Here is a 17,150-nt window from a genome sequence, read left to right on the forward strand (position 1 = left end):
GTTACTCCACCTCTTTTTCCTGTCTCTTGAGGGAATCCCATATGCCCCATAAGTACATAATGCCTAATCCCCGATCATACAGGCCGTAACCAGGTCGACATTCTTCTCCCCAAATGTGACGCCCATGATCAGGACGTGCATAACCAGTGAAACCTATTTCGTGATAAGCTTTTACGATTTCATAGATATCGACGGAACCGTCCTGTGTACGATGGGACGTTTCAATAAAGTCACCATTCTCATAGGTTTTGACATTACGAATATGTGCAAAATGGATGCGGTCAGAAAACGCCCGGACCATATCGGCTACATCATTCTCCGGATTGGCGCCTAAGGAACCACTGCAGAGGGTAAGGCCGTTATACGGATCATCCACCAGCTTTAAGAATCTCTCAAGGTTTTGCTTATTCGTGATAATACGCGGGAGGCCAAATACAGAAAATGGCGGATCATCGGGATGGATCCCCATTTTAATATCATTTTCCCTTGCGACCGGAATCACCTTTTCTAAGAAATACTGAAGGTTTTCCCATAAATCCTCTTCCGTTACGTTCTTATATTTTTCAAATAGATCGGCCAGATCAGCGAGCCTTTCCGGCTCCCAGCCAGGCATCGTATAAGCGGAGTTTTCGGAAATGGTATTCACCAATTCCATCGGTTCGATATCTTTCAATTTATCATTCTCAAAAAATAAAGCGGTTGAGCCATCTTCCATTTCCTTGAATAAATCGGTACGAGTCCAGTCAAAGACCGGCATAAAATTATAGCAAATGACCTTCACACCGACCTTGGCCAGTTTTTCAATCGTTTTGATGTAGTTTTCGATATATTTATCCCGTGTCGGCAGACCAAGTTTAATATCTTCATGCACATTGACACTTTCAACGACATCAATATTCAGTCCGTGGCGGTCCGCCTGTTCCTTCACTTCTGAAATTCGTACCATCGGCCATTCCTCACCGGCCGGAATATCATGTAAGGACCAGACAACACCTTCAACTCCTGGGATTTGCTTGATATGTTCCAATGGGATTCGGTCATTTCCTTCGCCGAACCAGCGCATCGTCATCCTCATAGACTATGCCTCCTTGCATACCTCTTCCAAATAAATAGCTTTATAGATTAATAATCACCTTACGAACATCTGGTGACGCGTTGTCCATTAATTCAAATGCCTTTTCTGCTTCCTCTAATTCAAATTGGTGACTCACCAAATCTTTCACATCAAACTCCAGCGTGTTAAACAGTTCAACTACTTTCGGGAAGCGGTGAGTTTGTAAACGGGAACCGCAGATGGTCAACTCTTTCTTGGTAATATTCACTTGAGCAATTTCAGACATTTTCGTATCAAAACCAAGTAAAACCACTCGAGCCGCGACGGAAGTCACTTCTATCGCTTGTTCCACTGTCTGCGGAAAACCAACGGCATCGATGACAACATTGGCACCCATTCCACCAGTCCAGTTAAACACCTCTTCTTCTACTTTAGAGTTTTGCGGGTTGATAACATGATCGGCTCCCCACTCTTTGGCAAAATCAAGGCGTTGATCATTGAAATCTGAAATTGCGACCTTAGCACCGGCTTGCTTTGCCATTTTCAAACAACATAAACCAATCGGTCCAGCACCGATGATGAAGACATAATCCCCTTCTTGCACTTGGCCGCGATAGATGGACTGTGCCCCAATCGTAAAGGGTTCAATCAAGGCAATTTCAGGCCAGTCCAATTGATTGTTTAATTTATGGACGAGGTGTTCTGGCATGACCATCAATTCACGGCCTCCGCCTTCCCTGTGTACGCCGTAAACCTGTACGTTTTCGCAAACGTTTGGACGATCTTGTCGGCAGGCGTAGCATTCCCCGCAGGAAGTCATTGGTTCGACTACCACTTTGTCCCCTACAGACAGGTCAGAAACAGCATCTCCAGTTTCGACAATTTCCCCGGCAATTTCATGACCAATCACACGCGGATAGCTGGCAAAAGGATTTTCCCCATGAAGAATGTGCATATCCGATCCACATATCCCCATAGCTTTCATCCGTATTTTCACTTGATTGGATTGCTCAATCGCTGGCTCTTCCATTTCAACAACTTTCAGGGTGCCTGGTTCTTTTACTTGAATCGCTTTCATGACCAACCCTCCTTCTTATTAATCAAATAAGCTTGGTAAATATAGCGTTATACTTGGAATGAAACTTACCGCTAATAAAACGAGTAAACTAACGCCTAAGAATGGCAATAATGCCTTAGACGCCTGACCTAAGGATACTTTTCCAATACTGGAGGCAACGAATAAACAAACGCCCACTGGAGGAGTAGATAAACCAATCATCAAGTTGAGCACCATCAACACCCCAAACTGTATTGGGTCCATTCCGATTTCCATTGCAACCGGCAGTAATACCGGAAACAGGATAACAAGTGCTGCGATCGTCTCCATGAACGTTCCAACAAATAACAACAACACATTAAGCAGCAGAATAACGATAATCGGATTTTCGGAGATGGCAAGAATGGAGTCTGCGACCAATTGTGGAATTTGTTCACTAACGAGAATCCATCCAAATAGGTTGGCCATTCCAACTAAAACCAAAATCCCAGCTGTACTGACCATAGAATCCAGGAGAATTTTCGGAAGCATATGCAGCTTAAGGTCACGATAGATAAAAAGACCGACTAGCAAGGCATACACAACAGCCACGATAGATGCTTCGGTTGGTGTAAAGTACCCGCTTAATATTCCGAACAAAATGATCACTGTCATCATCAGAGCCCAAAAAGCGCCAAAGAATGATTTGGCAATGACGGAGAACTTTTGACGTTCGCCTTTCGGATAATTATTCTTTTTCGAAATGATATAAGTAACGGCCATTAAACTAAGTCCAAGTAATAGACCAGGGATTGTACCTGCTATAAATAAATCCCCGATCGATACCGTTGCAAGTGTCCCTAGGATGATCATCGGAAGCGAAGGCGGGATAATCGGCCCAATAGTAGAAGAGGATGAAGTTACAGCTACTGAAAAAGGAGCATCATACCCTTCTTTTTTCATTGCGGGGATCATTACCGACCCGATGCTCGCAGTATCCGCCAGCGCCGTCCCAGTGATACCGGCAAATCCCATGGATGCACCCACATTTGACAGACCTAAGCCACCACGGATATGGCCCACAAGCTTGTTTGCGAAATCGATGATTCGTTCGGTAATACCACCGGCATTCATTAAATTCCCTGCCAGAATGAACCCGGGAATACAAAGTAACGTAAAGGAGTTAATGCCCCCGAACATTTTCTGAGGGATGACATTTAACGGAATATCAGCGATCCATATATAGACAAGGGAAGATAAGCCTAAACTAAAGGCGATGGGAACGCTGAGAAATATTAAAGCGATAAAGGTTACAAACAATATGGCGGCCATCATAGTTGAACACCTTCTTCCTCTTCGTGCTGGCCTGTGAGTAAGGCATAAATATTGATAAAACTATACAGTGCTAAAAACACAAATAAAATAACCATGCTTATATTAATGTAGAACATTTTAATCGAAAGCGTGGCAGACGCCTGATTTTTACCTAGTAAGGAAAACTCATACGCATAAGATACCAGGTAAGCAGAGAACAAACCTACGATAAGGTAAATCAATGCCTCAACATATTTTTTTGCCTTTTTTGGAAGAATGGAGAGGAATAAATCGACTCGAACATATTCCCGTTGCTCCATCGCAATTGGTGCGGCAAAGGCAATGGAAAAGATAAATAAGAAACGTGAAAGCTCCTCTGTCCAAACAAATGTAAACGGGGAGTAACGCCCTGTGATTTGTATGATGACAACGATAACGAGGGCGGTAAAACAGAGAATGGTCAAAAGCTTTAGTATTCGACTAAGAATGTTAACTGCCTGCATGTTGCTCACCCTTTATAATGGGTAACATACCACCCTTTAATAGAATGGTATGTTACCTGGAAAGTTGTTATTGTCCTGCTTCTACAATTCTTTGATAAAGTTCAAGTTGCTCGTCTGACAGGCTTTCCTCCACAGCTGGCTTCATAGCTTCTCCGAAAGCTTCCTGATCTACTTCAACAAATTCCATTCCTTGATCCTTAAGGTCCTGCTCAATTTCTGCCGTTTCTGTTTCATATAGTTCCAAGCCATATTCTTGCGCTTCCGCTGCTGCTTCTTGGACAGCTTTCTGCATATCTTCATCAAGGGAATTGAACTGCTCATTTCCTACAACCACATAGATCCAGGAATATACGTGCTCGGTAACGTTTACATAATCCTGTACTTCAGGGAAGCTGGCACTTTGAATCAAGTCAACCGGGTTTTCCTGACCATCAATAACCCCTTGTTGCAGCCCGGTAAATACTTCACTGAAATCCATTACCTGTGGTCTAGCTCCAGCAGCTTCCCAAGCATCCATGAATAATGGTACGTTTGGTACACGCATCTTAAATCCACCTAAATCTTCCGGGGATTCAATTGGTTTATTGGAAGTCAAGTTTCTAGGTGCACGCATATGATAGTAAAGTGGTGTTACGCCAACATTCTCTTTCACAGACGCTTCGATTTCTCCACCGATTTCGCCCTCTACTACCGTTTGCAAGTGCTCTTGCCCAGTAAAGGCGTAAGGCACGGCCATTAATGCAGCTTCTGGTGCCCAGTTCTGCATCGTTTCACCGGAAATCGTCATATCGACGGTACCAGCTTCAATTCCATTTAGGACTTCAGTTTCAGAACCTAATTGCTCATTAGGATAAATATCGATTTCTAACTTCCCGTCTGTTTTCTCATTAACCAGCTCACCAAACTTTTCTGCTGTTTTATGCCATTGGTGATCTTCGTTAGATAAGTGTCCCATTTTCCAAGTGATTGTCTCTCCAGATCCTGATGCTTCTTCTCCATCTCCGCCACAGGCAGCTAAAACCAAAATCAGTGCAGATACGACCAAAAAGCTTAGTAATTTCTTCATGAAAAGTATCCTCCCATTTTTAATAGATTAATATAAAGCAGAGGTTTTGCCCTCTTAACTTACGAACTCAAATAGTTGTAAATACTTTCTGGAACCGGTATTCCTTCCTCTTTTCTTACTTCTTCTTTCAGCTGTTCCGGTTCCCCAGGCACCATTACAGAATCAAAACCTTCTGCTGGTTTGACGTCATGTAACTCATCAATCATCTTATCCATGTTTTGCATGAATTCTTTTTTATCAATGAACAAACCTGGATTGATGGTTATGATGGTGTGACTTAAGCGACGATAGTTTTTATAGTCTCCATACATGGTGGTAATGTTTGGTCCAAACGCAGATCCAGTTAATACGCCTGTTAACACATCGACAACAAGGCCCAGCCCATAGCCTTTAGGTCCGCTGATTGGCAGTAAGTGTTTCACCTGGTTGGGATCGGTAACTGGCGTACCATTTTCATCTACGCCCCAGTTATTCGGAATCTCTTTGCCTGTTTCTCTGGCATGCAGTACCTTCCCTAAAGCAACATTACTGGTTGCCATATCTAATATAATTGGACGGTGTTTACTTGCTGGAAACCCGTACGCAATTGGGTTTGTCCCAAAATAGGAGTCAGCTCCCCCAAACGGTACGACGGCACTATCGGTATGTGTCACGATCATGCTGATGGTATCCTGCTCTGCTGCTTGTTGGGCAAAATAGGACAATGCTCCACAGTGGCTGCTGTTAACGACCCCGACGATTCCAATGCCGTTGTTTTTTGATAGCTGAATGGCATGGTCCATCGCTTCTCTGGTAATCAAATGGCCCATTCCGTTATCGCCATCAAATAAGATAGCGGAAGAACCTTTTTGCTCGGTATGGAATTCCGGGTTTGGGTTCATGCCCCCTTCTCCCAGTCTTTTCACATAGTGCTCGGTACGCAATACCCCGTGTGAACTTACCCCGCGAAGGTCTGCGTGAACGAGTACATCTGCAACAACCTTGGCGTGTTCTTCATTCACCTTTGCGCCCGTTAATTTTTTGATAACCAAAGACTTTAATTCATCTTTTTGTACAACGATATCTGACATATTCTCTCCCTCTCATTGCAGATTGGCATGATTCCTTTTCATCAAGTCATGAATATCCTTTTCATCGCTGGTCATGGAAATGACGACACCATCCAGTAATAGATGAACCGATTGATCAAATTGATTGCCCATCGGCTGAATGGTCGCTGGCTCCTCTTTTCTACGATGCTTTGTAGCTGCTGGTACAATCACTTGATGGTTGGCTATTTTTTGAATCCTGGATTCTTTATTTGTCGTGACTAGATGAACGTCAGCATTTGAATTAGCTGCCTGCTCGGCTACGAGGGCAACGGAGGGAGTGTTTCCCGACCCACTGATGGCAACAAGCAGATCACCCTCCTGAATACTTGGGGTAATCGTCTCCCCGGTCACATAAACGGGATAACCTGCATGCATCAACCTCATCGCAAAAGCTTTCCCCATCAATCCTGATCGCCCTTCACCACAAACAAAAATACGTTTGGCCTGCTTCAGGGCCTCTATGAAAGAAGTTACTTGTTCATTTTCTACCTGTTCCGCTACTTGCTTCAATTCTTCTATAATTTGAAAATACACGCTCTTCATTTCTTCGGAATCACCCCCTTCATGACGCGGCTGGCTTCACCAGGATCATCAGCGCCCGTGATGTAACCGCCTACAATAAAGACATCAGGATTAAGCTTTTCAAAATGTTGAACGGATTCCGGGGAGATCCCTCCTGCCGCAAAAACCATAAAATCATCCGATAAGCCATCGTATTGGTTTAAGGAATCCCCAGTTGTCTGACCTTGTGTGTCTTTACCGATATGAACGGATACTAGCTCTACTCCTAATTCCTTCAATCTGGCCAATCGCTCGGGTGGGACCTGCAATAAATCGACTAAAACCTTCTTATCCAATTCTTCTGCTACTTGAATGGAATCAAGAATGGTTTGATCATGGGCAAAACCCATTACTGTTGTAATATCGGCTCCCGCTTCCAGCGCCTGGCGGGTTTCATGTTTTCCTGCATCGCAGGTTTTCATATCTGAGACAATCCGCTTTTCGGGAAACCGCTTACGAAATTCACGAATAATATCCATCCCGTACTCCTTGATAACGCCGGTTCCAATCTCGATAAAATCGACATATTCATACGTCTCTTCTGTAATAGAAATACACTCACTTTTAGTCAAACGATCCAGAGCCACTTGAAGCATCTTTTGTCACCTACCTTACAACAGAATCTTTTTCCCCGAGCCTTTCCAGGACGTCTTCATAATACGGGAGGCCTTCATTATCTCCATACACGCCGACGACCATGGCTCCAATGGTATTGGCAAATTGCAGGATTCGTTTTGGCTCCCAGCCATTTAATAATCCACAAATCACTCCAGCATCAAATCCATCTCCTGCACCGACAGTATCAGCTACTTTGTCTACTTTGACCGCTGGGGCTTCGATGGTTTCATCGCCGGTCCAGACTAATGAACCGCCTTCTCCAAGCTTGACGAACAAATGACTGATATTATACTGCTTCGCTCTTTCAATAAGTTCCGATACGTCACTTGTACCAAACAGCAATTCAGCCTCGTCCAGCCCAGTCAGTAAGTAATCAACGTAAGGCATCCATTTCAACAGCGTTTCCCGCGCCTGTTCTTTCGTCCAAAGCTTCAAGCGAATATTCGGATCCATGGAAATTTTCACACCATGTTTATGGGCTAAGGTAACAGCCTGATCAATCACACGAATATTCTGATCACTAATCGCTGGGAAAACGCCTGTAATATGGAGCAGCTTCGCATGTTTAAAGTAATCTTCATTCAAGGTCTCTGGAAGTAATGTCTCTGTTGGTGATTTATGGCGATAGTAAAACGTTTTTCCAGAGCCATCGGCCTGAATTTCTTTAAAATTCAAGGAAGTTGGGTAACCTTCTTCCAGCTTGACCTCGGATACATCAATGCCTTCTCCTCTGGCAAAGTTATATATGTATCGGCCAAATTCATCTTTCCCTAGACGGCCAATCCATCCGGACTTAAGACCCAGCCGGGAACATCCAATTGCAACATTGAATTCAGCTCCCCCTACCTTCCTCTTAAAAGAACCGGAAAACCGGAGGGGACCAGTAGAACTGGGATCAAATGTAATCATGGCATCCCCGATCGTTATGATATCGTTCATAATTGTGCACCTGCTTTCTCTGATGATTTTCTAACAATAATAGAAGGAGCAAACCGATATATTTTAGGATCATTGCTCTTTTTGGAATCGAACTTATGAAGCAGTAATTCTACCGCCTTTTCCCCCATTTCAAAAGTTGGCTGCGCAATCGTCGTGAGAGGCGGGTTATGAATACTCGCGTAAGGCACTTCATCGATGGTGACTAAACCGACGTCCGTACCGATTTTCATATTATGTTCTGACGCATATTTTAAGAATTCCATTAAGGTTAAGTCATTTCCTGAAACAATCGCCTGTGGCGGTTTTTCTAACTGAAAAAGTTCAGCTATCCCATCTTTCATAACCGAAAGATCCATGGATTTGATGTAATCTTCACGTAAAGGGAGCTCGAACCTTTCCATTGCACTCCGATACCCTTGAATACGCTCTAACCGGGGTACAACCGCATTTTCCAGTGAAGTAGTTAATACCGCTATATCTTCATAACCATTGGTTAATAGATGTTCCACCGCCAGATGAATCGCTTTTTCATTATCCAGCATGACGGCATCGGCATTTAAATCACTTACATAGCGGTCGACGAAGACGATTGGAAAATTGGAGTCTGCCAATCTTTTATAGAGCTCCTGGTTTCCGCTGGTAGGAAATACAATCAAGCCATCCACCTGTCTGGCTAATAACGTTTCGATGTATTTCTTCTCTTTGGCCGGATCATCATCCGCATTACAAATAATGGTTGAAAAATCATTTTCATTTAATTTATCTTCAATGGCACGTATCACCTGGGTAGAAAAGGAATGAAGAATGTTCGCCACAATCACTCCAATCGTAGCCGTGCTTTTTAGCTTTAAACTTCGTGCCACGTTGTTCGGTTGATAGTTTAGTTCTTTAATAGCTTTTTCAATTCTTTCTCGTGTTTCTTCTCTCATGTACTCAAATCGTTCATTTAAAAATTGAGATACCGTACTTTTCGATACTTGTGCATGTTTTGCTACATCACTGATCGTCGTTTTTTTGATAGGCATTTAAGTCATCCTTTAACAAAACCGTTTTACTAAATCGGTTTACTAAACCGGTTTAATGAAACTATAACATAATGAAAACGCTTTTAAAATAGAAAAATTAAAATTTTCCCTAGGAGTAATATGTAAGTGCTTAAATTATTAAAATTATCACCTGTAATAATGTGTGGGGGAGATGTGAAGTAAAATATGAAGAAGAGACTGACATAAGTATAAGAAATTATCATTTAAATTTATATCTCACCCTTATTTAACGCTTTAATCTATCATTTTTAAGAACGTCAAATTCAGATGTATAACTTGCGCTGGCCCAGATAAAAACAAGGAACACTTCCATAAAGAAGGTTCCTTGTTTTTAAGGTAAATGCTATTTTGCTTCTTTTATTTTTTTAATGTAAGATTCGTATTCTGGATACTCTTCATATACAGATTCCACAGCTTCTCTAAAACCAGAAACATCAGGATTTGTGAAGGTTACTCCTTGTTCCTCAAGTATTGACTTTTGTTCCGCCCATTCTTCTTCTGCAAGTTCAAATTCATATTCTTGTGCTTCTTCGGAAGCTCTTTGAATTGCATCTTGAACATCTTCTGGGAAGCCTTGATATTTTTCTTCAGAAATTAATACCCAAACTGGAGAGAATTGATGGTTTGTCAAAGCAACATGATCATTAACTTCATAAATATTTCTGGCATTAATAATCGACATAGGGTTCTCCTGGCCCTCAATTACACCTTGCTGTAATGCTGAGAACACTTCATTCATTGGCATTGGGACAGGTGTAGCCCCCATTGCTTCCCATGATTTTGTTACAACATTACTTCCTGCGACTCTAATTTTAAGCCCTTTTACATCATCAACTGATTCAATTGGATTGTTTGTGGTTAACTGTCTACCATCACGTAGGTAAGACATTAATACACGCATTCCAGCTTTTTCTTTTACTAACTCTTTTAATTCTTGTCCTACTTCTCCCTCGTCAACTGTCCGAAGATGTTCCACACTATCAAATAAAAACAGGAAATTATAAACCCCTATTTCTGGAACCCACTGGGTTAATGGTTCGAATACATAGGTCATATCAACAGTGCCAAGTTCGATACTTTCCAAGACTTGTTCTTGAGAGCCTAATTGTCCCGAATCATAAATTTTAATATCTAATTTACCGTCGGCATATTCTTCAGCTAACTCTGCAAATTTCTCAATACCTAACGTCCAACTAAGACCTTTTTCTCCGTTGTGAGCAATTACTAATTCATGTGTGTCACTCGAACCGTTTCCATCATTGTTATTCGTTTCCCCATTAGCCGCCTCATCTTCTCCACATCCTGCCAATAATAAAAATGCAGATAGAAAAAATAATGGTAAAACGTTCTTAAAATTAATTTTCATTTCTTCCCCTCCTAAAAGTTTATTTACCATAAATCAAATCTGGTAAAAATAACGAAACGGCTGGAATAAATGCTACAAGTAACAATACCACCACACAAGCTACCAAAAATGGAATAGTCTGAATCGCAATAGCTCCAACAGACCTTTTACTTACACTCGATATAATAAATAACGCTGGTCCAATTGGCGGAGTGATCGTACCTAGCATAGTTGCAAGTACAATCATGACAACCATTTGGTAGGGATCCATGTTTAAAAATGGCGCAATCGGAACGAGGATAGGAACAGCAATCAATAGAGTAGCCATTCCTGCTATAAAAGCTCCTAATGCAAGTAGTATCAAATTAATTATGATCAAAAATAGGTACTTAGACATCTCCATGTCAGTAACATATTGAATTAGGTTTTGTGGAATTTGTTCATACATTAAAATCCACCCAAATAATATAGCCACCGCTGCGATTAAGAGTACTTCGGCACTAACGATGATAGATTGATAAGCACATTCTCTGACTTTTCTTAAAGTAAGATCCTTATGGATTACACCTAATACCATCGCTGCCAAAACTGCAACTGCTGCGCCTTCTGTAGGAGTAAATAAGCCGAATACAATTCCTCCAATAACTATTGCTGGTAGCACAAGGTCAAGAATAGAGTTTGTAAAACTTTGCATAATGGTTTTGTAAGAAGCACGCTCAAACTTAGGATGGTCCCGTTTTTTCGCGATAATTGCCACTACAACCATCATCGCTAACCCTAGCAAAATCCCCGGTACAATTCCGCCAATAAAGAGTTGGGTGACAGATAATCCAGCCATGGCACCAGCCACAACCATTGGAATACTTGGTGGGATAATAGGGCCCACTACGGAAGATGACGCTGATACAGCAGCAGCATAGTCTGTTTCATAACCTTCATCTTTCATCGCTTTTATCATAACTGTTCCAACACTTGAGGTATCAGCGACAGCAGAGCCGGATACTCCTGCAAAAATCATACTTGTTAAGACATTTACATGTGCAAGCCCCCCTCTAATATGACCAATTAAGTTTCTAGCAAACTTCAATAAACGGCCAGTCATTCCACTTGCATTCATAAGTTGTGCTGCAAAAATGAATAAAGGAACTGCCAATAGTACAAAATCTGTAAGGTAGTTCACCATAACTTGTGAGACTACAGCTAATGAAACATCGTTAATTAATAAATAGAATAGACATGCAATCCCAATAGAAAAGATGATAGGGAAACCCAGGATTAGCATTAATAAAAATCCAGATACCAACAAAGCCACACTCATTTGATTTCCCCCTCCTTCTTCTCAAACAAGGGAGCTAATAAATAAAGTGTCATCGAGAAGAAAATCAATATGCCTATTACAGTTAGTGCACTATATATATAGCTCATGGGTAAGTTTAGGGCAGGTGTGTAAATAGTGGAACCCCGTTTTACCAGTGCCAGGGACCCATAGGCTAATGTTATAGAAAACCATGCCGATAAAACGAAGATAATTATTTTCAAAGTTTTTTTAGCTTTTCCATGAAGCCGATCAATCACCATCCTTAATCCAATTGGTTCTCGATCCAGTATTAGCAACCCAGCACCAAATGCAATTATCCACACTAACAAATAGCTTCCCACTTCCGTTGTCCAAGAAGGCACCTTTGGCAAGAAGGTCCGTGCGAAAATTTGCAAAATCACATTTCCAAATAATAATAATAGAAAGCTTGTTGCCAAGAACTCTAATATTATTTTGTAGTATTTGCTGACTTTCAATTGATCCCCCCCTTATCCCTATTAGGAGTGCAATTATTAATTGTTTAGTTGATTTGAAAACAAATCAACTTGCATTTTTTTATTTTTAAGACTTGTATCTAATGCTTTATAAAGACCATCTGCGGTTTCATCAATTGTTCTTGTACAAACAGTAACATTTCGATTATACGCTGTTGCCTTATCTACTTGTTCAATCCATCCTTGTGGAAGCCCCTCTGCCCCAGAAAGCGCACCCGCCATACCAGCTGCAATAGCAGCAGTACAGTCTGTATCTCTTCCAAAGTTAACTGCTTCTATTATGGATGCCTTTAAATCAGCATTAGTTTTAATGAAGATTGCTAACCCTCGTGATACAACTTCCTCACCTGAACTTTTTCTCTCACCATATTTGTAAATGAAATATTCATTAATCTTTTTTCTCATGTCCTTTATATCTTCATAACCATATGCAAAATCAAAAACGGTTTCGAATTCTTCTTTAACAAAATTATCAAGACGACTAAGCACTTCATTAATTACGGATTCTACAGTGGCGTTTGGTTTCAATGCCTCCGCAATGCCTGCAGCATACGCAGCAGCTGTTTGCATCCCTGTTCCATTAATCTGGTGATAGATACCCCCTATGTTGTATACATCATCTTCTGCTTGAGTAGGATTTCCTGCATTAATTAAACCAATTGGGTGACAACCTCTTGCAAAGGTCACAATTTCTGGCCATTGACTGAATAAACCAATATAACTTGGCGGCATCCCGGCGTTCAACATGTCGAAGAATTGCTTATCACTCCAGTGAAGTGCATATCCAAATTTATCTTCTGTGATATTTCGCTGCCAGCTCCGTGCTAAATCATGGATATTAATTCTTTCTTGTCTCTCGATAATGGCATCAGCAATAAGCTTCTGCCTCTCAATTCCATCTTCAGTGGAACCCTCCATATAAGTAAATTGTTTCTTACGAGTTTCCGGACCATGTGGCCACCGGAATTTTTTAGCATTTTGTTCTACAGATCTCAACTCTTCAATTCGCCCATATTTTCTATCAATATCGTCAATTGGCATGTGTTCTGTAGGCATTGCCATAGAAGATCCGATTCGTGATCCTGCAATACATCCCTTGATTTTTGAATGTAGAGTAGCCATTTTATACACTCCCCCTATATTAATTTCTACGATCCATTTGAGCTAGCTTTTCTACTCTTCTTCGAAAATGTTCCTCTGTGCTAAACTCTGCTGAAAGATAGGAATCTATTAATTCTTTAGCCAAAACATCGCCTACAATTTGTGCACCTAAACACATTACGTTAACATTGTCGTGCTCTACACACTGATGAGAAGAATAAATATCATGGCACACCGCCGCGCGGATACCTGGAATCTTATTGGAAGCAATGGCAGCTCCTACGCCCGTGCCACAAACCATAATACCTCGTTCAGCTTCTCCGTTATTTAAGGATTGACATAAACTTTGAGCGATATCTGGAAAGTCAACTGGGTTAGGGTCGTAGCTGCCATAGTCTTTGACCGTATGTCCTTCAGATTCTAAATATTTAATAACCTCTACCTTTAACGGGTATCCGGCATGATCTCCTCCGATTGCAATAATCATTTTATCCCTCCATTATTTTATAGGATTTATTTTCAATCGAATTTAACTCTTCTAAACTAGGGATTGACTTTTGAGCGCCATATTTTGTAACTGTCATTGCCGCTACTTCATTTGCAAAAATAGCCGCTTCTTTCAAAGAAACTTGATCCACAAGTTTCTTTGCTAACGCCCCCGCAAAAGCATCTCCGGCTGATGTCGTATCTTTGACCTCAACTATATGTCCTTCGATATGGAAATAGGTTAGATCCGAATTAACAACAACTACTCCTTCTTTACCTAATTTCGCAAAAACGTTTTTAACCCCTTTATTGATAAGCTGTTTTGAAGCTTCTATCGCTGAATCTAAATCAATAACTTCAACATCTGTTAACTTTGTCAATTCCGTTTCATTTGGAGTTATGAAATCTATTTTTTCTAGTAAATCCGAAGGCAACTTTTGTGCCGGTGCTGGATCGAGAAGTACAGGGATTTGATTATCAAAAGCGATTTGAATAGCTTCTTTTACCGCTTCTAAAGGAACCTCTAATTGAATTACTAGTAGTTTTGCGTTTTGTATATATTCTTTATTTTGTTGTATGTAGCTTTTGTTTACAGCACCATTAGCACCAGTGCCTAGAATAATATTATTTTCCCCCGTCTTATCTAAGGTGATGATAGCAACGCCACTTGTGGCATCAGCAGCAGTATGAATTGATTCCGTATTAACCTTCGCTTGCTCTAAGTTTGCCATTAGGGTTTTACCAAAGTCGTCATTTCCAACTATTCCGATAAGGAGCGCTTCCCCTCCCAACTTTGCTGCGGCATATGCTTGATTTGCACCTTTCCCACCACAACTATAAAAAACCTTTTCAGCGTGAATGGTTTCTCCAATTTTCGGTCTATTATCTACTTTAATTACAATATCCATGTTTAAGCTTCCTACCACTACGATTTCTGAATAATACATCACCCTTCCCCCCTCCATTTAATTTTCTAAGAAGACTCTCTTTTAATAAGCTCTACATCTAATTCGGTTACATATTTTTCAACTTTTTTACCATCAATTATTGATAACAAAGTATTCATCGCTCTTTTTCCAATTTCATAAATTGGTTGTTTTATAGTTGTGATGCTTGGTATTGTCATTGCAGAAAGCGAAGTATTATCAAAACCAACTAATTTGATATCCTTAGGCACGCTTATACCTCTTTTATTTAATGCCTTAAGAGCCCCAAGCGCCATTAAATCATTCCCTGCGAAAACACCATCGATTTCGGAGTCCTTGTCTAGTAATTCGTTCATTCCATCGAAACCATGTGAAACATGAAAACCATTTTGGTAAGAAATAAGACTAGGTAGATAGCATGTATTTTTCTTACACGCCTCTTCGAACCCAACGAACCTTTCTCTGGAAGCATAAACTTCAAAAGGGCCAGCTATGTGTGCAATTTTTTTACAACCTTGATCAATTAAATGCTTTACAGCAATATAAGAACCTTCTCTGTTTTTTGAAACAATGGCGGGGATGTTAGAAGAATGAAAAATCCTATCTAGAACGACAACAGGGAATCGATCCTGGTATAAATTTAGGATTTGTTGTTCGTCAATGGTGTAGGAGGCAATGATGATACCGTCAACCTGTTTTGTTTGAAGAACATCAATATAATTTTTTTCTTTCTGAAGATTGTCATCCGTATTACAAAGTAACACGGTATAGCCAATTTCACTTGCAACATCTTCAATTGCACGCGCAATTTCAGGAAAGAATGGGTTCATAATATCCGGAATGATAAGTCCCACAGTATAAGTTTTTTTACCAGAAAGACTTCTCGCAATTGTATTTGGCTTATAATTTAGTTCTTTAATAGCTTTTTGAATCGCTTGTTTTGCATCAGCACTCACATACCCTGACTTGTTAATTACTCTTGATACTGTAGCAACTGAGCAACCAGATAACTTGCTGACATCTCTTATTGTTACCAACCCGAACTCTCCCTTATTCAATTGTTTGTGTAATCGGTTACACATTAAAATATTCAGATATCACAACAGCATTATCAAACATGTGTAACCGGTTACATACATGTTAATACAATATTTCAGAATAGTCAATAAATTTTTGAAATTTATAAAAAAAGGCTGGAATCGCTTGCGAAAGGAACTGACTAGAACAAAGCCCTTGTTTAAAGTCTTATCTTATTGAAGAGCTCTCTAATTAATATTTAGATGGCAAATAACAAACAGCTGTTGATGCTGTAAAAACCGGGGCAGAGAAGCGAAGCAAAAAGAAACTGGTTTTAGTATAATTCCTCCCTTACTAATAAAAGTTGCCTGCCCCCAACACACCGGGGGCAGGCAACGAAATATAGTCCGTCAAACGTATTTTTCCTAATATGCTTTTTATTTGTTCCACTTGCATCTTAAGCTCATAAACCATTTCTACTTTGTCACTACTTCACTTCAACCGATCAATGATTTTCCCCCAGCCATTTTCCTCGGTTGCATAAAAGTCACCCACGGTATACGTGCCACCTAAAATCTCCTTAGGCTGAAGGTCTTCTAAAGGTGTAGTTTTATCTCCACCCATCTTGACGGAAATGCTTCCTGTCTGGCTTGAAGATAGCTCGAAATCTGGAGTAGTATCTCTGGCAATAACATTTTGGTATAACACTCCACCTCCTGGGTGCGGAACGGTTTGCAAGTTGAGGTGAGGGGTCAACTTCAATTCAGGAAGCGATACCGCTTCGCTATTTAGACCAAATTCCAGTCGAATGATTTCCTTTCCAGCTTTCACTGCACTAGCCACCACTTTACCATCTGTTCTTTCAACGGATAGTTCCGCATATTTCTTTGGATAGCCCCATAACTCACGCCCTGCAGCAATCGCGAAATCTTCATTTTCGTATTCAAACAGGTATTGTCCTCCAACGGTGTCTTTATACCTTGCTGGAATGACGACAGCACAATCAATAAATGCTCCTTTATTACAGTTTCCAAAATCAGATACAGTGACAATGAACGTATTATCAACATACTCAAATGGAGTTTGTTCCAGGTATTTTTTTATAATAGCTTCATCAGTCCGGCATATGGCAGTTACTGTTTGGTTATTTTTACACTCATATGGTACAAAAGGGTCTGGAAATAGCGGTGATTGGATCGGTACATTGTTTCCTGTCTTATAGGTTGTTGGCATAA

The 17,150-nt window shown here is 40.7% G+C and carries 18 protein-coding genes; all 18 read right to left on the reverse strand.

Annotated features, from left to right (window positions below; translation table 11 throughout):
- Nucleotide 1: 1 nt before the first annotated feature.
- Nucleotides 2–1,075: a mannonate dehydratase gene (gene uxuA, locus B9Y67_RS07555; RefSeq protein WP_085506133.1), complete on the reverse strand. Its 1,074-nt coding sequence runs from the start codon at nt 1,073–1,075 to the stop codon at nt 2–4.
- Between the two features lie 40 nt (nt 1,076–1,115).
- A complete protein-coding gene (locus B9Y67_RS07560) occupies nt 1,116–2,132 on the reverse strand; it encodes a zinc-binding alcohol dehydrogenase family protein (protein ID WP_085506134.1) in 1,017 nt (338 codons plus the stop codon).
- 18 nt (nt 2,133–2,150) lie between these two features.
- A complete protein-coding gene (locus B9Y67_RS07565; RefSeq protein ID WP_085506135.1) occupies nt 2,151–3,425 on the reverse strand; it encodes a TRAP transporter large permease in 1,275 nt (424 codons plus the stop codon).
- Nucleotides 3,422–3,907: a TRAP transporter small permease gene (locus B9Y67_RS07570; RefSeq protein ID WP_085506136.1), complete on the reverse strand. Its 486-nt coding sequence runs from the start codon at nt 3,905–3,907 to the stop codon at nt 3,422–3,424. Before B9Y67_RS07570 ends, B9Y67_RS07565 begins: the two co-directional genes overlap by 4 nt.
- A gap of 67 nt (nt 3,908–3,974) precedes the next feature.
- Complete coding sequence (locus B9Y67_RS07575) at nt 3,975–4,973, reverse strand: TRAP transporter substrate-binding protein (protein ID WP_085506137.1); 999 nt, start codon at nt 4,971–4,973, stop codon at nt 3,975–3,977.
- Between the two features lie 59 nt (nt 4,974–5,032).
- On the reverse strand, nt 5,033–6,043 hold the full coding sequence (gene allD / locus B9Y67_RS07580; protein ID WP_085506138.1) for an ureidoglycolate dehydrogenase: 1,011 nt from the start codon (nt 6,041–6,043) through the stop codon (nt 5,033–5,035).
- A gap of 12 nt (nt 6,044–6,055) precedes the next feature.
- The gene (gene hxlB / locus B9Y67_RS07585; protein WP_085506139.1) at nt 6,056–6,607 is read right to left on the reverse strand and encodes a 6-phospho-3-hexuloisomerase; all 552 of its coding nucleotides are present in this window, start codon (nt 6,605–6,607) and stop codon (nt 6,056–6,058) included.
- Nucleotides 6,604–7,221, reverse strand: coding sequence for a 3-hexulose-6-phosphate synthase (gene hxlA / locus B9Y67_RS07590; RefSeq protein WP_085506140.1), 618 nt, complete (start codon nt 7,219–7,221; stop codon nt 6,604–6,606). The genes hxlB and hxlA overlap by 4 nt, the downstream gene beginning before the upstream one ends.
- Nucleotides 7,222–7,231: 10 nt before the next feature.
- Nucleotides 7,232–8,182, reverse strand: a complete 951-nt coding sequence (locus B9Y67_RS07595; RefSeq protein ID WP_085506141.1) for a sugar kinase — start codon at nt 8,180–8,182, stop codon at nt 7,232–7,234.
- Nucleotides 8,179–9,201, reverse strand: a complete 1,023-nt coding sequence (locus B9Y67_RS07600; RefSeq protein WP_085506727.1) for a LacI family DNA-binding transcriptional regulator — start codon at nt 9,199–9,201, stop codon at nt 8,179–8,181. Before B9Y67_RS07600 ends, B9Y67_RS07595 begins: the two co-directional genes overlap by 4 nt.
- A gap of 370 nt (nt 9,202–9,571) precedes the next feature.
- On the reverse strand, nt 9,572–10,594 hold the full coding sequence (locus B9Y67_RS07605) for a TRAP transporter substrate-binding protein (protein ID WP_176223932.1): 1,023 nt from the start codon (nt 10,592–10,594) through the stop codon (nt 9,572–9,574).
- Nucleotides 10,595–10,613: 19 nt separating this feature from the next.
- Complete coding sequence (locus B9Y67_RS07610) at nt 10,614–11,891, reverse strand: TRAP transporter large permease (protein WP_085506143.1); 1,278 nt, start codon at nt 11,889–11,891, stop codon at nt 10,614–10,616.
- Nucleotides 11,888–12,367, reverse strand: coding sequence for a TRAP transporter small permease (locus tag B9Y67_RS07615; RefSeq protein ID WP_085506144.1), 480 nt, complete (start codon nt 12,365–12,367; stop codon nt 11,888–11,890). The genes B9Y67_RS07610 and B9Y67_RS07615 overlap by 4 nt, the downstream gene beginning before the upstream one ends.
- Nucleotides 12,368–12,403: 36 nt before the next feature.
- Entirely contained in the window at nt 12,404–13,507 is a 1,104-nt protein-coding gene (locus B9Y67_RS07620; protein WP_085506145.1) for an ADP-ribosylglycohydrolase family protein, read from the reverse strand.
- A 19-nt stretch (nt 13,508–13,526) separates the two neighbouring features.
- Nucleotides 13,527–13,973 carry a ribose 5-phosphate isomerase B gene (gene rpiB, locus B9Y67_RS07625; RefSeq protein ID WP_085506146.1) on the reverse strand — a complete coding sequence of 149 codons (447 nt, stop codon included), beginning with the start codon at nt 13,971–13,973 and terminating at the stop codon, nt 13,527–13,529.
- 1 nt (nt 13,974) lies between these two features.
- On the reverse strand, nt 13,975–14,919 hold the full coding sequence (rbsK, locus tag B9Y67_RS07630) for a ribokinase (RefSeq protein ID WP_176223933.1): 945 nt from the start codon (nt 14,917–14,919) through the stop codon (nt 13,975–13,977).
- 26 nt (nt 14,920–14,945) lie between these two features.
- A complete protein-coding gene (locus B9Y67_RS07635; protein ID WP_176223934.1) occupies nt 14,946–15,935 on the reverse strand; it encodes a LacI family DNA-binding transcriptional regulator in 990 nt (329 codons plus the stop codon).
- Nucleotides 15,936–16,407: 472 nt separating this feature from the next.
- On the reverse strand, nt 16,408–17,148 hold the full coding sequence (locus B9Y67_RS07640) for an acetoacetate decarboxylase family protein (RefSeq protein ID WP_085506149.1): 741 nt from the start codon (nt 17,146–17,148) through the stop codon (nt 16,408–16,410).
- Nucleotides 17,149–17,150: the final 2 nt, after the last annotated feature.

Origin of the sequence: Thalassobacillus devorans, from assembly GCF_900176565.1 — a bacterium.
Classification (GTDB): Bacteria; Bacillota; Bacilli; order Bacillales; family Halobacillaceae; genus Thalassobacillus; species Thalassobacillus devorans_A.

Bases quoted from the DNA above. Each gene is read 5' to 3' on its own strand.
- uxuA (WP_085506133.1), bottom strand. From the start codon at position 1,075: ATGAGGATGACGATGCGCTGGTTCGGCGAAGGAAATGACCGAATCCCA.
- B9Y67_RS07560 (WP_085506134.1), bottom strand. From the start codon at position 2,132: ATGAAAGCGATTCAAGTAAAAGAACCAGGCACCCTGAAAGTTGTTGAA.
- B9Y67_RS07565 (WP_085506135.1), bottom strand. From the start codon at position 3,425: ATGATGGCCGCCATATTGTTTGTAACCTTTATCGCTTTAATATTTCTC.
- B9Y67_RS07570 (WP_085506136.1), bottom strand. From the start codon at position 3,907: ATGCAGGCAGTTAACATTCTTAGTCGAATACTAAAGCTTTTGACCATT.
- B9Y67_RS07575 (WP_085506137.1), bottom strand. From the start codon at position 4,973: ATGAAGAAATTACTAAGCTTTTTGGTCGTATCTGCACTGATTTTGGTT.
- allD (WP_085506138.1), bottom strand. From the start codon at position 6,043: ATGTCAGATATCGTTGTACAAAAAGATGAATTAAAGTCTTTGGTTATC.
- hxlB (WP_085506139.1), bottom strand. From the start codon at position 6,607: ATGAAGAGCGTGTATTTTCAAATTATAGAAGAATTGAAGCAAGTAGCG.
- hxlA (WP_085506140.1), bottom strand. From the start codon at position 7,221: ATGCTTCAAGTGGCTCTGGATCGTTTGACTAAAAGTGAGTGTATTTCT.
- B9Y67_RS07595 (WP_085506141.1), bottom strand. From the start codon at position 8,182: ATGAACGATATCATAACGATCGGGGATGCCATGATTACATTTGATCCC.
- B9Y67_RS07605 (WP_176223932.1), bottom strand. From the start codon at position 10,594: ATGAAAATTAATTTTAAGAACGTTTTACCATTATTTTTTCTATCTGCA.
- B9Y67_RS07610 (WP_085506143.1), bottom strand. From the start codon at position 11,891: ATGAGTGTGGCTTTGTTGGTATCTGGATTTTTATTAATGCTAATCCTG.
- B9Y67_RS07620 (WP_085506145.1), bottom strand. From the start codon at position 13,507: ATGGCTACTCTACATTCAAAAATCAAGGGATGTATTGCAGGATCACGA.
- rpiB (WP_085506146.1), bottom strand. From the start codon at position 13,973: ATGATTATTGCAATCGGAGGAGATCATGCCGGATACCCGTTAAAGGTA.
- rbsK (WP_176223933.1), bottom strand. From the start codon at position 14,919: ATGTATTATTCAGAAATCGTAGTGGTAGGAAGCTTAAACATGGATATT.
- B9Y67_RS07640 (WP_085506149.1), bottom strand. From the start codon at position 17,148: ATGCCAACAACCTATAAGACAGGAAACAATGTACCGATCCAATCACCG.